Raw genomic sequence first — 13,765 nt, 5'->3', positions numbered from 1 at the left:
CGGATTGGGCCGGGTGCGGCGTGACAGTCTGCACCGGCCAGCGGTTCAGGGCGCCGGACACGCTTCTGTCAGTCAGTCTGCCTCACCGGCCGGACAGCAGCGGTTCTGCGCCCTATCAGGGCGCGCACAGTATTGGGTCAGATTAAATTGATGTCAACGTGAACCGGCTGGCCGGTTCAGCGCGTGGCGGCCGCACAGCGCATAAAGTTGTTTATCACCATAATCATCCGGCCTACTGCTATCAGGTCTGCGGTCAGCAGCAGATCCGTGCGGACCATCCGGTCCATCAGGACCCGGTCGTTCATCTGTGCCTGGATTCTGGCATAGAGGGCTGTCAGGTGCACCCAGTTGTTGGCAAACGTGTCGATGCTAAGGTATTCCCCCTCGCTGAGCTGCCGTAACAGCGCGTCCACGTCGGCCTTAAGAGAGGTGATCCGGTCCGGGCCGGCGAATACAGTATCGCTATCGTACGTCATACGCGGAAGGTCTCCACCATGCCGAGCAGGGCACGGGCCTGCTCTGACAGCGACTGCGATGCCGAAGAGGACTCTTCCACCAGGGCGGCGTTATTCTGCGTCACTCCGTCCATCTGACTGACGGCGATGCTGACCTGAGAGATACCCTGCATCTGCTCGCCGGAGGAGAGGGAAAGGCTGTCCATGGCGTCTGCCAGCTCGCCCACCATGCTGACAACCCTCAGGATACTCTCTCCCGTGCCGGCGGCCGCGGCCACGCCGCCTTCGACCTGGGAAACGGCCTGTTCAATCAGCAGCTTGATGTCCCGCGCCGCGCTGGCGCTGCGCTGGGCAAGTGACCTGACCTCCCCCGCCACAACGGCAAACCCCCGGCCCTCCTCGCCGGCGCGTGCAGCCTCTACGGCCGCATTGAGCGCCAGAATGTTTGTCTGGAAAGCAATGCCCTCAATGACCGAGGTGATGTCCCGGACCCTGACCGCGCTCAGCGAGATCTCGTTCATGGTCTCCGACATGCGCTGCACGTCAGCCTCACCCGCGCGGGCCAGCGAGGCGGTTTCGCGCGCCGTGCCCGCAGTCTGGTGCGCACCGGCCGCGTTGCTTTTCACCGTGGCGGTCAGCTGCTCCATGCTGGCTGCCGTCTCCTGCAGGGCGGCAGCCTGCTGCTCAGTGCGCGAGGACAGCTCGGTATTTCCCTGCGAAATTTCGTCTGCGGCGAGCGCCACCGAGGCGGACGCATCCTTAATCTGCGACACCAGCCCGCGCAGGTTAGCCTGCATGCCTTCCAGCGAGGCAAGCAGGCTGGAAGTATCGCCGCGGCGCAGCGTGACCGGAGAGGTCAGGTCACCGGAGGCGATGGCGGCGGCCAGCGCGCGGGCCTGAGCAGGTTCCCCGCCCAGCTGGCGCATCAGCATGCGGACGAGCAGATAACAGGTTGCTACCGACAGCAGAACGGACAGCAGGGCCAGGCCCGACAGGATAGCGGCCGTCCGGGCGGTGCGGGCACTATTTTCAGATACCGTATCCCGGCTCAGCTGCATCTCAATGTCCGTCAGGTCATCAAGGGGTGTAAGTAAAGCCTTCTGCGCCGGCCGGGCGGTGGCTATCAGAAACGCGGTAGCCTCCTGCTGGCGGTTATCCAGCCCCAGCTTTCCGGCCGTCATCAGGGTGGAAAGTGCGGCTCCCTCCGCTGAAAGCACTTTCTCCAGCGCAGCCTTCCCCTGTGCGGTAACGTTGCCGGACATGCTTCTTTGCAGTTGCTCACGATTACGGATATACGCATCACGCTGAGCAGTCAGGCGCTGCCACTCGGGCTGCATCTGTGCCGGGTCAGACAGCAGGGCCAGGTTGCGCGCGGCAATCGCCATGTCGCGCACGCCGTTCCGTATGTCCACGACCAGTGCAAAGCGCTTCATCTTCACGTCGACGGTGTCGTTCATCCCCTCCCTGGCCTGCCACAGTGCGTGAACGGCGATAGCTGTGCACAGGATAAAAAGCAGGATAAGCAAACCAAAGCCTGCGCTGAGGCGTGTTGAAATTTTCATCAGTTCTCCGGGAAACATTTGTTTGGTGAAGGGGTATCGGCAGAAGACGTTGATTCAGCAGGGTTGAGCACAACAAAATTGCACGCAATATAGTTTTGCACTGTCGTGGCAGGCAACCACATCACCTGAATATCCTGCTGCGCACGGTAATAACACCCGTCAGCGGATGGTCCCGGCATGCCTGAGCCGGTCAGGCCGACACCGGGTGAATGTTCCGTAGACCCTGCTTAGCCGGGCGTGCCGTGACGCACCGGCAGGGCTCGCTCAGCCCGCCCGGCTAAAGGCTATGCAGCCTTACTTGCCGGTAAAGTGCTGCCGGCACCGAAAACCGCAACCGGACCGGATGCAGTCAGATCGGTTGCATGCTCTGCGGAAACCGGCTGGCTGAAGAGGTAACCATGACCTGTCTGCTGGCAACACATCGCCTGAGCCCCGCCCCGTTCGTAGTAGGACTTACCTCACTGCATCTGCAAAAGCAGCCTCTCGGGTCATTAATGGGATCCCGCACCTACTATCAGGGCAGAGCAGGCGGCTGGCTGATATGAACACACATAATGCCGGACGATCAGCGTATGTCTGATTTGTCAGTGTCCGCAGCAAAACTTTTTATGCGCATCTGCAGGCGGGAAATCTGCCCGGTGATGTCAGCTGTTCTTTCGGCCAGCCCCCTGATAGCGCTGGCGATAACAGAAAATCCCCTGCCGTGTATTCCGGCCCTTGCGGCTTCAATACTTGCGTTGAGCGAAATGAGTTTAATTTGCGCTGCAATGCTTCCGTTTTCAGATACCAGTTCCGCAATTTCTTTAGCGGTTTCAGCTGTCTGGATATTCCGCCTGATTTCACTTTCTTCGTGCTGCAGCCGGTCTTTACGCCCCTGAATGTCAATAAGCGCACCGACAGCACGCAGTGGCGTCCCGTCTGCCGCGCGCTTTGTCTGGCCCCGGGCCTGAAACCACCGGTATTCCCCGCTGCGCAGTTTAAGGCGATACTCGATATCAAAACCGGTTTTACCGCTGAAGTCCATGAGATGGCTGACAAACGCGTCAAGCGCAGCCTGTTTATCTTCCGGATGAAGGCGTGATGCCCAGCTTTCCATTACGTCCGGAAACTCTTCAGTCGTTTCAAAGCCAAGCAGCTTTCTGAACTGCGGTGACCACCAGAATACGTTGTCCGGGTTGAGCGGATTTCCACCGATAATATCGAGGTCCCAGAGTCCGTCGTTAAGCATTTCCCGGGACAGGTCAAAGCGTGTGGATACGATATCGAAAAGGCGGGCCTGCTCGATTTCTTCCCCGATATTTTCAATAGTGCCAACCAGCCGGGGCGGCGTAAAGTCTGCGCTGTACTGAGCCCGGAGAAGGAACCATTGAGAATTATTTGCATCTGTTTTAATACGGCATCGTAGGGGATTACCGACGACGCTGTGGCTGACAGCATAATGAATGAAACTTCTGAAAGCGTCTTTGTGATCCGGATGAACCCTCTGCACCAGCGAGGCGAGTCCAAATTCCTTCTGAGAAGACAATCCTAAAAGACGACGGGCCGAAGGTGAGAAGAAAGCGGGCGAATCAGTCCGCAGGTCAGGTGCCTCAATGTACCACACGCACGTCTGATTGATATTCATCAGACATTTCAGCAGCAGAGTGTCGCTGTTATCTGCGCAGACCGTTTCAACAGCCGGTATTGCAGATGTGATTGTATCAGCCCTTTCTACGGCAGGCGCTTTTTTTAATAATTTCCGGAACATCACTTCTCCTGGTCAGCGTAATGAGGCACAAAATATGCTTCAGGCGCTATATCGGCGTGTGATGACGAAAATTCAGTCAACCGACGAAATGTTTCTGGACGTGCGACGTAAAAAGTCGCTTCAGTAATTGTTCCGCTGAGAAATCAGAGAGGAACCTGATGTTCCGTCATCAGTAGCCTACTGGCACATGCAGGATCGGCAACGGGCCTGTGTGAAGCTGCCAGAACAAGGTAGTCCGGCCTTAGGCCGCGTGGATACCGTGAGGTGAAGCGTTACCTGTGAGCATCAATACGGGTGGGACGCCAGGTTGGGCGTCATTCCCGGCAAGACGATCACCGAGCGGCAGGCGGCGGGCAACTTCACCACCAACGTGTTACGCGTCGAGGCGGCACTGGCGCGCTGCGTGGCGCGCAGCATGTTTACGACGCGCTGGTGTCGCTGGCGTTCAACGTCGGCACCGGCAACGTCTGCGGCTCAACCATGGTGACCTTTGCACCATTGATGATAAGCGGCAGTATCGCATAACCCGGCCATGCCATTAAGCCGGTCGCAACCCCCGCTTTTGCGATATCGTCCAAACCGAGGTTTAGGCGAATCAATGGCCTGGCCCGTGATGGCCTGGACTGGCACACTCACGCCCATTTGCGGAGATTGCAGCGTGCTGATTGGCTACATCAGGGTATCAACAAATGACCAAAACACGGATTTACAGCGGATTGCGCTTCAGAGCGCAGATTGTGAGCTGATTTTCGAGGACAGGATCAGCGGAAAAACCCGTGTTCGCCCCGGACTGAAAAAGGCGCTGCGTTGCCTGCAGGCCGGGGACACGCTGGTTGTCTGGAAGCTGGACAGGCTCGGGCGCAGCATGCGTCATCTGGTCATGCTGACGGAAGAACTGCGTGAACGCGGCGTTAATTTCCGCAGCCTGACCGACAGCATTGATACCAGCACGCCGATGGGGCGCTTTTTCTTTCACGTGATGGGGGCGCTTGCGGAAATGGAACGCGAGCTGATCGTAGAGCGAACCCGCGCTGGGCTGGCAGCTGCGCGGGAAAAAGGGCGCGTTGGGGGCCGCCGGCGGGTGATGACAGCGGACGTGACAGCCAGGGCTGAGCGGATGCTGGTTCAGGGGGCAACAATGCTGCAGGTTTCACTGGTGCTGGAAGTGTCAGTCAAAACACTATACCGCTATATTCCGGCGGCAAGACTAAGAGAGCTTAAGGACGAAAGCATTACAGATAAAAAAACGCCGCAACCTGACCAGGTATGTCGGGCGGAAAAATAAAGAAGTGAAATTCGCGACAGGATAAATCGCTGTGAGAGAATACCATTACTGCACAAATGGATAATGATTTGTTTGAATCGCGAAGATAAAGAACTTAACTGTCAGTAATGTGATTATTTCAGGGGCAAAAAAAACCGCGCTGGAGGGCGCGGCAGCAAACTAAAATGAAAACACAATTTCTTATTCAGGTAGGTAAATATAACCGGTTTAACGGCATCGTCAAGGTGATGCAATGTTTTGAGAGGGTACACTACGCAGGATATCGGGTTACGGCAGGTGAGATGTCTCGCTGACAAATACCCCATTGCATGATTTGCGGGCGAGTTGATATGACAAGACTAAACACTGTCGAACTGATTTACTGGGCAAAAAAAACCGCGCCAGCGCGCGGATAATATGGGGTAACGAAAACGTCGATTTTATTAGAATGCCTACCAAGGCTAGTCTGTAGACTGGAAGCGTCAAGGGAAGCGGTTGCTGTCCTTTCGCGGCCTTCCAGGACGAAATGGCCGTGACTCACCGGCGGCACGCTGCTTTTCCTGCTCAATCTCTTTATCGTGTTTCTCAAGTAATTCCCGGCCCTGCTTCGTCAGCCTGTAGCGTTCCTTTTCCCTGAGCCACTCCTCACAGTGAAAATATTCAGCGAGGCCCATTGCCACCAGTTCTTCCCTTATAACAGGCCTGATACGCGCGGGAATCGAGCCTCTTTCCTGCAGTAGGGACAACAGGCGGTAATGTTTCGGGGCCAGTTTCATCGTTATTCTCACGTTTAACATTTCCCTCATAGTTAAAGTATTGAAGAGGGTTATCAATCGGATTCAGGGGGAATAATCCCTGATTCGGTCCATTCTTAATTTGTACCAGCGGGTACGGCAGTTACTCCGGAGTCGCGGATAATTGTGTGAGCCCTCACACAACACTACTCAGATGCGCCATCTGCAATGAGGCACGACCATAGCGGAACCCCTTAACAGGAGAACCGCCAAACGGCACAGGATTATCATCACGGCGTGCGCGTTGAGGAAATCAACGAGGGCACCCGAACCATTACCACCGTCAGTACAGCGATCGTCGGGCTGGTCTGCACCGGTGACGACGCCGACCCGGCAACATTCTCGCTTAACCGACCGGTGCTGCTGACCGGCGTACTCACCGCCAGCGGCAAGGCGGGCGAATCCGGCACGCTGGCCCGATCGCTGGACGCTATCGCCGACCAGTCCAAACCCGTCACCGTCGTGGTGCGCGTGCCGCAGGGCGAGACTGAGGCGGAAACCTCCGCGAACATCATCGGCGGCGTCACCGACGGCCAGCGCACCGGTATGAAAGCGTTGCTGGCCGCGCAGTCGGTGTGCGACGTAAAGCCGCGCATCCTCGGCGCGCCTGGGCACGATACGCAGGCCGTTGCAACCGAGTTGCTGAGTGTGGCGCAGAGCCTGCGCGGGTTTGCGTACCTGTCCGCCTACGGCTGCAAAAGCGTGGAGGAGGCGATCGCTTACCGCGCCAACTTCAGCCAGCGCGAAGGGATGCTGATCTGGTCGGACTTCATCAGCTTTGACACCGTACTGAAGCAGGACGCCACGGCCTACGCCACCGCCCGCGCGCTGGGCCTGCGCGCCAAAATCGACGAACAAACCGGCTGGCATAAGTCGCTCTCTAACGTCGGCGTGAACGGCGTGACCGGTATTTCAAAGGACGTATTCTGGGATTTACAGGATCCGGCTACCGACGCGGGCCTGCTTAACCAGAACGACGTCACCACGCTTATCCGCAAAGACGGCTACCGCTTCTGGGGTTCCCGCTGCCTGAGCGACGATCCGCTGTTTGCGTTTGAATGCTACACCCGCACCGCGCAGGTGCTGATGGACACCATGGCCGAGGCGCAGATGTGGTCCGTTGACGGCCCGCTGAACCCGTCGCTGGCCCGCGACATTATCGAGGGTGAATGGCATGACCAACATAAGTGAACTACTGTGAATCGCCGTTAACATTGACAAGCCAAAGATGCTGACAGGCTTGAACCAAAAGGTACGCAATCGGCTGCTCTTTTGTCGAGTGAGAGCACACGGACATCACGATTGCCGATGAAGAGGCAGGGTCTGACCCATTCTGTTACTGAAGTGAAACACGGTAAGCCCGTACTTCTGCCCACGCTGGCAAGCCGACCGCAAGGGAAGCTGATGGAGGTGCGGGTACAGGAAGGTGGAGAAAGCGAATGCTGCCCTGTAACCGGGCAGAAAGGGGTTGAGCTTCCGGGCGACATTACCCCACGCGAAAGCGGGCGGACTTCCACTGGGTCTTTCTTTACGGGACAGCATTCCGGCTTCTGTTCATGGCATCTGGATGAAACTTATATCAAAGTGAATGGCCGGTGGGCTTATCCGTACCGGGCCGTTGACAGCAGGGGCCGCACTGTCGATTTTTACTTTTCGCCGCATCGCAATACGAATGCCGCTTACCGGTTTCTGGGTAAGATTTTAAACAACGTAAAACAGTGGAAGATCCCGCGCATCATCAGTACAGACAAAGCACCGACTCCCCCCGGGCACTGGCGTTACTGAAACGTCAAGGGAAATGCCCGCCGGAGGTGGAGCACCGGCAGATCAAATACCGGAACAACGTTATCGAATGCGGTCATGGCAAGCTGAAACGGATAATCAGCGCCACGCTGGGGTTTAAATCGATTAAGACAGCTCACGCCACGATAAAAGGGATTGAAGTGATGCGCGCGCTGTGCAAAGGCCAGGCTGAGTCATTCTACTTCGGCCATCCTCTGGGTGAAATGCACTTAGTAGCCAGAGTGTTTGAAATGTGGGCCTTTATCATCGGCCAGAAGGCATATCAACTTTAATATTTGCAACAGTGCCATTTAATCCCCATTACACGATCAGATGCACTCATGGGAAGGCACCAAATACCAGTGGGGTCGAACGCAATTAACGGGGGTGATTGCTCGGGATTCGTCTGGCGCACGTTAAAAGATCGTTTTAATATTCCGATGGATCGTGTCACCACCAAAGAATTAATCGCCATGGGTCAGCCGGTTGATCAGTCACACCTGCAACCCGCTGATTTAGTGTTCTTTAGTATCAAACATGAGTGATACGTCGGCTTTTATGACACCGATCATCAATTCCTTCACGCTTCGGTTAGCCGGGGCGTGATGCGCTCATCCCTGAATAATCCGTACTGGAAATCGGTTTATTTAGAAGCGTGGCGTTCACCGCGTGAGCAGAATTCGCAGATCAGTTTTAATTATAAAAACAAGGTCTGATGTCAAAAATCCCCGGCTTAGCACCGGGGATTTTTCAATCAAAACTGATAAGAGACACTCACCGAGAAGTTACGCGGTTCACCGTAAACATAGTTGTTCATATAGGTGTAGTACTCGCGGTCAAATAAATTATCGACGTTGGCCTGCACCGCAACTTGTTTGGTGACCTGATAACGCGCAAACAGGTTGGCCAGCGGATAGCTGCCCTGATACACACGCTGCGTACTGCCTTCTGGTGCGCTGACATCTTCAAAGGTACGGTTCTGCCAGTTGATGCCGCCGCCAATGGTCAGGTCTGGCAACCTCGGTACCTGGTAGCGCGTAAACAGTTTGAAGTCGGTTTGCGGCTGATCCGGGTTATATCGCCCATCACTGTCGCGTGCCACGTAACGTGTGGCACCGAAGGTCAGTTGCAGGTTATCGGTCAAGGCCCCGTTTAGCTCAAACTCTGCCCCCTTACTGCGCGCGCCCTTAGTGGCGTAGTACGCTTGCTCGCTACTGTTATTAACATAAACGCCGTCAATAGCCGTACCGACATTCTCTTGCTGGATGCGGAATACCGCGACGGTAGCCGTCAGGCGACCATCAAACCACGCTGATTTCAGGCCCGTTTCGTAACTTTTCCCGGTAACTGGCGACAGGTAATGACCTGAGGCGTCGCGGTAAGTCTGGGGCTGGAAGATCGAGGTGTAGCTGGCATAGGCTGACCAGGTATCGTTGATGTCATACACCAAACCGGCATACGGCGTCGTATTGCTCTTGGTCATATTGCCACTGCTGCCGTTGGTACTCCACTCGGTGTAGCGCGCCCCAATAATCAGTGACAGTGGATCAGCCAGCGAGAAGCGCGCGGCGGTGTAGGCGGATTTCTGACGGATCACGTCATTGGCGTTGAGATACCAGCCTTGCCACTGCGGTTCAGCGATATTGCCGGTCCAGTTGTTATTAAAAGCCCCCATGTCGGCTGACGTAATGTCGTATTCATCCAGATCGGTGACGCCATCCTGACTGTAGGTTTGGTTATGCTGACGGCTGTAGCTTACACCCGCCATGAGCTGATGTTGACGTCCAAACAACTCAAACGGACCGCTGGCATAGCCATCAACGGAAGTTTGTTCACGTTTACCGCGATCGAGGCTGCCGTAACCGGTCACCCCTTCACCCGTGGTTTCATCCGGGAAGGCGCTGTAGATATTGAGCAGTTTATCGCTAAAGGTATTTTTCGCATGTGTGCCGTTAACATGAATGCTCCAGCCATTGTTGAAGTTATGCACCAGGTCGGCATACAACTTCTGCACTTCAGTGTGGTAATAAGTCCAGTCGGCGGCGGAGTTGAGACTGCGGTTGTAATGCGTCAGTGATCCATTGCTGTAGAACACTGGTAAGCCGCCCCAGGTAGGATCACGCGTGTCGGCTTTCTCATAGTCATAACCCAGTGAAAGCGTGGTGTGTTCGGTAAGGTCGGCATCAACGACGCCATACAGGAACTTCTTGTTTTTATGGTAACGGTCTAACCAGCTGTCCTGGTCCTGATAACCCGTTACAACACGTCCGCGCAACGAGCCGTTACTGTTCAGCGGGCCCGCAATGTCAGCCACATAGCGCTGCTTATTCCAACTGCCGTAACTGGCACTGACGCTACCGGTGAATTCTTTGCTGTCGGCGTGCTTACGCACCATATTCACCGACGCTGATGGGCTGCCCGCACCAGTCATCAGTCCGGTCGCACCACGTACCACTTCGATACGATCATAAATCGCGGTATCAGAGGCGGCATCACCGTAGTTCCAGCTGTCACCCACCGACGTGGGGATGCCGTCAAAGGTGAAGTTGGTGATTTTAAAACCGCGTGAATAATATTCTGAACGTTCTGAGTCGACCAGGTTACTGGTGATGCCGGTGGTGTTATTCAAAACATCGGTGACGGTTTGTAATTGCTGGTCCTGCATACGCTGCTGAGTCACCACACTGACCGATTGCGGCACATCGCGCGGCGTCAGTAACAACTTGGTGCCAGCACGCGTGGTTTTCACCGCATAATCCTGCTTCTCATTATCTCCGCTGTTGTCGCTGGTGATGGCATTAACCACCAAATCCTGCTGCGTGTTATCTGCCGCCTGTACTATGCCTGGATTGAGAAGGGTATGTACTGCCATCGCCAAAAGCGACACGCTATACGTTTTTCGGATGCCTGAATCCCTGCCTTTCGAAGACATAATTATTTCCGTGGTCAATGATTGTTATGTAAAGCCATCAGGCTTCGGTTGTTATGTTTGCGCCTGAATTTACCCCCCATAGAAAAGGGGTAGGTGCGGCGTATTCCTGTTTACGAACGCCAATGATAATCATTTGCTTTATAGAATCTCGCAATGATTCAACCTGAAGTGTAATAATGTGTAAATAACAACGAAATCAGTGTGATGGATGCGTTCATAACCCGTTAGTTGCTGGCGTTTTCATTTTTGTTACGGGAATAAACAGGAACTTTGCGGTAAATGGTGCGGCAGATGCAGTGAACATTTTTTCTGGTTGAAAGCGGGAGAGCAGAGAAATCCACGTGAATATTTGCCTCCTTCATCTTAATGCGTATGATTCTCATTCTTCTTATATTTTCCGCTCGTTAGATACGGTCGGAGCCGTTCATCCATTGATGGAGTACTGCATGAAATCGTTGTTTAGTCCGCGCAAAGCCGCTGTTGCCATGGCGGTTGCTGCTGCATTTAGTCTGACTGCTTGTCAGGCGCCTGCTAAAAAAGCCGAAGCCCCTGTTGCTGAAACCGCTAAACCGGTTGATACCGCCGTGACACAGCGTGTCCTGGGTGATGGCCTGTATGAGATGGTTTACTCACAGGACTCAAAAGGGCTGTTTGTCGCCAGCGCGCAGAGCTTTAAGGATGTGAATGGCGGTGTTATCTATCGTCTGGACCCAGCAACCCTGGCGACTGAAGGCGAGACTCACACCGATCTGAAAAACTTTGGTGCGGCAATCGATGAACAAGGCAGTGTGTTCTACACCACTAACTCATTGGATGGCGCAATCTCTAAGGTTGATGCCCAGAGTGGCAAAGTGCTGGCACGTCTGGTGTTCCCAGGCAAAATCAGTAAAGAAGGTTATCCGGCGGGCGCCCGTGAAGTGCTGTGGCACGGCAACGAATTGTACGTGGGCCGCGTTGCCGATCCAGGTTACATCTCGGTGGTTGATACGAAAACCTTCAAGCTAAAAACCGAGATCAAAAATGCCGGTAAATGGGTAACGGGCCTGATCTATTCCCCGGTCACTGAGCGCATTTATGCCGCCAATGGTTCTGGCGAAATTTTGGTGATTAACCCGCGCACCCACAAAATCGAGAAGCGTTGGACGGCGGGTGACGGTAAAGAGTATCTGTTCCTGAACATGGCAGAAGATCCTGCCACTGGCCGTCTGTTCATCACTGACGATTCCAAAGGAAAAGCGACACTGGTACTCGACGAGCACACCGGCAAAGTGGTCAAACGTATTGAAGGTGACTCGCTGGGCATCAAATTCAACGCGAAGCGCAACGAAATCTACATCAGCCAGCGTGAATCGAAGAAAGTGCTGCAGCTGGATGCCACCACTTACGCGGTGAAAAACAGCTGGTCGTTTGATCAGAATCCTAACAGTCTGCTGATTGGCCCAGACGACAACACCCTGTATGTGACCCTGAAAGCGGAATTTAATAAAGACTCTTCTACAAAAGGCGCTGACGGCATCGCGCGTATTGCGTTGAAGTAACAGTTATGAAAAGGGCGGCGAAAGCTGCCCTGATGCTTGCTGTTAAGCGCTTTTTGGTCACAACACTACGAAGATCGTGCGAAGTTTTCGTAGGGTGCGCATTTAGGCACTGTTGCAAATATTAAAGTTGATATGCCTTCTGGCCGATGATAAAGGCCCGCATTTCAAACACTCTGGCTACCAGGCGCATTTCACCCAGAAGATGATGTCGCGCTGAAAATGCCCGCCTTTAAATACATTCATGGGGTGCGTCACTGGTGAAAATGGGAAGAAAGTTTATCAGCGCCGCTGATCTTTGCAACAGAGCCGAAAATACAGTGCGACACCTTTAATCATTTTTGCAGCGTTCAGAACGCTGGAAATCAGGTTACCTAATCCATCCACCGGCAGTAATTCAGGCCAGAAAAAGTATGGTTGTCTGTGGAAGAGTGGCACAGGGCAGATTAACCGTATTCATAAAGAGTCCGGGAAGTGCCAGGGGAATAATTCAACGATTTACCTTAACTGAGTCTGGATCTAATGCAGCCGGCGCTTTCATCATGGCACCGGGTAAATAGTTGTCAGACCGGCCTCTGCAGCCTCGCGGCTGAAAGGCGGGACAGAGGTATGCGCCATACACTGCGATGAGGAAGATGTTTCATTATGTTAATTTCTTGACGCCAGACACATTAATAACCCACGCTTTAAAAGCATACCCAGCATGATGACTGGGTTAATTTATCATTTACCAGACGTTGTTAAGGATTAATTATGGTTGATAAAGCAGAAGTTCTGGACCATGCTCAGGTAGTGGACGTTAACGGCGAGCACGTGGGTGTTGTTGACCACTTCGAGGGTGATGACAAAATTAAGCTGGCGAAAAGCGACCCGGAAGCCGGCGGTCAGCATCACATCATCCCCTTCAGCTGGGTTAATGAAGTGGATGACAATAAAGTCATTCTTTCCAAATCTAAAGATGAAGTTGAAAGTGAGTGGCAGGCTGTGTAACGAAACGCCGCGGCTGTTATGCCGCGGCTAATTTTTAAAGCGTTATTGTATTGACCGCATATTCCCCTGGTACTGAACACATCAGTTTTTCTCACGCATTTATATTCTGTTCTACACCCGGCGACTCCGCCACACAAAACCAATATTTTATTTCTTATCCATATGACAGATTTTTCTTCTGGTGAAGGCGCCTTCTCCGTCTACATTCAGTCCTGAGGTTGTTATTTTCCCGAGAAGGAGGATTTGCTGTGTTCTATCACGACGATGAGAAAGGCCATCTCATTATCGGAGAGGCAGCGGTCAGCCTGGCGAGCGCCGGCCAGGACAGTACGGCAGGGTCCCTGAGAAAGGAGCTCGCCGTGATGGCCGAAGCTGACGTCAGCGACGAGAAGCTTGCGGAAATCTTTGATGCCAGACGCTGGCTGCAGGGTTTCCGTCAGTACGGCAGTCGCGAGCAGGCTGAGCTGCACTGGATGACGATGACGGGTCAGGAAAACGACGGTTAGAACGACCTGGAACGTAGAACGGCTCTGGCCGGGACACGACGATGAAAAGCCAGCCTCGCATCGGGCGCGCTGTGCGCGTGCCGGCCGGAGAAACTGTCAGGGATGCCCCCCTCCGCCCTTCGTAAGATAAGTTATTTATCCTCATGATTTATAATGATTAGCATTTTTTGCTAAAAAATTCATTTCACCGTCAAAAAT

Annotated in this window: 9 protein-coding genes and 4 pseudogenes; 8 read left to right on the top strand and 5 right to left on the bottom strand. The window is 54.0% G+C overall.

Annotation, left to right across the window (positions count from 1 at the left end; genetic code table 11):
- Positions 1-176: 176 nt before the first annotated feature.
- From CBW22_RS02925 to CBW22_RS26900, 3 genes are all read right to left on the bottom strand, one after another.
- A complete protein-coding gene (locus CBW22_RS02925) occupies positions 177-476 on the bottom strand; it encodes a hypothetical protein (RefSeq protein ID WP_088515988.1) in 300 nt (99 codons plus the stop codon).
- Positions 473-2,017 carry a methyl-accepting chemotaxis protein gene (locus tag CBW22_RS02920; protein ID WP_088515987.1) on the bottom strand — a complete coding sequence of 515 codons (1,545 nt, stop codon included), beginning with the start codon at positions 2,015-2,017 and terminating at the stop codon, positions 473-475. The genes CBW22_RS02925 and CBW22_RS02920 overlap by 4 nt, the downstream gene beginning before the upstream one ends.
- 565 nt (positions 2,018-2,582) lie before the next feature.
- Positions 2,583-3,764, bottom strand: coding sequence for a methyl-accepting chemotaxis protein (locus CBW22_RS26900; protein WP_088515986.1), 1,182 nt, complete (start codon positions 3,762-3,764; stop codon positions 2,583-2,585).
- A gap of 310 nt (positions 3,765-4,074) precedes the next feature.
- Between CBW22_RS26900 and CBW22_RS02910 the strand changes: the two are divergent.
- Together CBW22_RS02910 and CBW22_RS02905 are read left to right on the top strand one after the other, a co-directional pair.
- Positions 4,075-4,256 (top strand): annotated as a pseudogene (locus tag CBW22_RS02910) (glycoside hydrolase family protein); the annotation flags it as partial.
- A 166-nt stretch (positions 4,257-4,422) separates the two neighbouring features.
- On the top strand, positions 4,423-5,049 hold the full coding sequence (locus CBW22_RS02905) for a recombinase family protein (RefSeq protein ID WP_088516081.1): 627 nt from the start codon (positions 4,423-4,425) through the stop codon (positions 5,047-5,049).
- A 461-nt stretch (positions 5,050-5,510) separates the two neighbouring features.
- On the opposite strand, the gene CBW22_RS02900 is transcribed toward CBW22_RS02905, so the two are convergent.
- On the bottom strand, positions 5,511-5,804 hold the full coding sequence (locus CBW22_RS02900) for a hypothetical protein (protein WP_141097287.1): 294 nt from the start codon (positions 5,802-5,804) through the stop codon (positions 5,511-5,513).
- A gap of 255 nt (positions 5,805-6,059) precedes the next feature.
- Between CBW22_RS02900 and CBW22_RS02895 the strand changes: the two are divergent.
- The 3 pseudogenes from CBW22_RS02895 to CBW22_RS02885 all read left to right on the top strand — a co-directional run.
- A pseudogene (locus CBW22_RS02895) lies at positions 6,060-6,989 on the top strand (phage tail sheath protein); the annotation flags it as partial.
- A gap of 375 nt (positions 6,990-7,364) precedes the next feature.
- Positions 7,365-7,897, top strand: a pseudogene (locus tag CBW22_RS02890) (IS6 family transposase); the annotation flags it as partial.
- Positions 7,898-7,925: 28 nt separating this feature from the next.
- Positions 7,926-8,320: pseudogene (locus CBW22_RS02885) on the top strand (C40 family peptidase); the annotation flags it as partial.
- Positions 8,321-8,358: 38 nt separating this feature from the next.
- Here CBW22_RS02885 and fhuE read toward each other — a convergent pair.
- A complete protein-coding gene (fhuE, locus tag CBW22_RS02880; RefSeq protein WP_088515984.1) occupies positions 8,359-10,536 on the bottom strand; it encodes a ferric-rhodotorulic acid/ferric-coprogen receptor FhuE in 2,178 nt (725 codons plus the stop codon).
- A 446-nt stretch (positions 10,537-10,982) separates the two neighbouring features.
- Between fhuE and CBW22_RS02875 the strand changes: the two genes are divergently transcribed.
- The 3 genes from CBW22_RS02875 (at position 10,983) to CBW22_RS02865 (ending at position 13,567) form a co-directional block, all read left to right on the top strand.
- Complete coding sequence (locus CBW22_RS02875) at positions 10,983-12,074, top strand: YncE family protein (RefSeq protein WP_059009451.1); 1,092 nt, start codon at positions 10,983-10,985, stop codon at positions 12,072-12,074.
- Positions 12,075-12,824: 750 nt separating this feature from the next.
- Positions 12,825-13,061, top strand: coding sequence for a DUF2171 domain-containing protein (locus tag CBW22_RS02870; RefSeq protein ID WP_059009452.1), 237 nt, complete (start codon positions 12,825-12,827; stop codon positions 13,059-13,061).
- A 248-nt stretch (positions 13,062-13,309) separates the two neighbouring features.
- Positions 13,310-13,567 carry a hypothetical protein gene (locus CBW22_RS02865; protein WP_088515983.1) on the top strand — a complete coding sequence of 86 codons (258 nt, stop codon included), beginning with the start codon at positions 13,310-13,312 and terminating at the stop codon, positions 13,565-13,567.
- Positions 13,568-13,765: the final 198 nt, after the last annotated feature.

Origin of the sequence: Pantoea sp. VS1, assembly GCF_002207995.1 — a bacterium.
Taxonomy (GTDB): Bacteria; Pseudomonadota; Gammaproteobacteria; order Enterobacterales; family Enterobacteriaceae; genus Pantoea; species Pantoea dispersa.
The sequence above is the reverse complement of the archived record's forward strand: the minus strand, read 5'-3'. Positions and strand labels throughout refer to the sequence as shown.

Coding starts and splice junctions, on each gene's coding strand:
- CBW22_RS02925 (WP_088515988.1), bottom strand. CDS start 476: ATGACGTACGATAGCGATACTGTATTCGCCGGCCCGGACCGGATCACC.
- CBW22_RS02920 (WP_088515987.1), bottom strand. CDS start 2,017: ATGAAAATTTCAACACGCCTCAGCGCAGGCTTTGGTTTGCTTATCCTG.
- CBW22_RS26900 (WP_088515986.1), bottom strand. CDS start 3,764: ATGTTCCGGAAATTATTAAAAAAAGCGCCTGCCGTAGAAAGGGCTGAT.
- CBW22_RS02900 (WP_141097287.1), bottom strand. CDS start 5,804: ATGAAACTGGCCCCGAAACATTACCGCCTGTTGTCCCTACTGCAGGAA.
- fhuE (WP_088515984.1), bottom strand. CDS start 10,536: ATGTCTTCGAAAGGCAGGGATTCAGGCATCCGAAAAACGTATAGCGTG.
- CBW22_RS02875 (WP_059009451.1), top strand. CDS start 10,983: ATGAAATCGTTGTTTAGTCCGCGCAAAGCCGCTGTTGCCATGGCGGTT.
- CBW22_RS02870 (WP_059009452.1), top strand. CDS start 12,825: ATGGTTGATAAAGCAGAAGTTCTGGACCATGCTCAGGTAGTGGACGTT.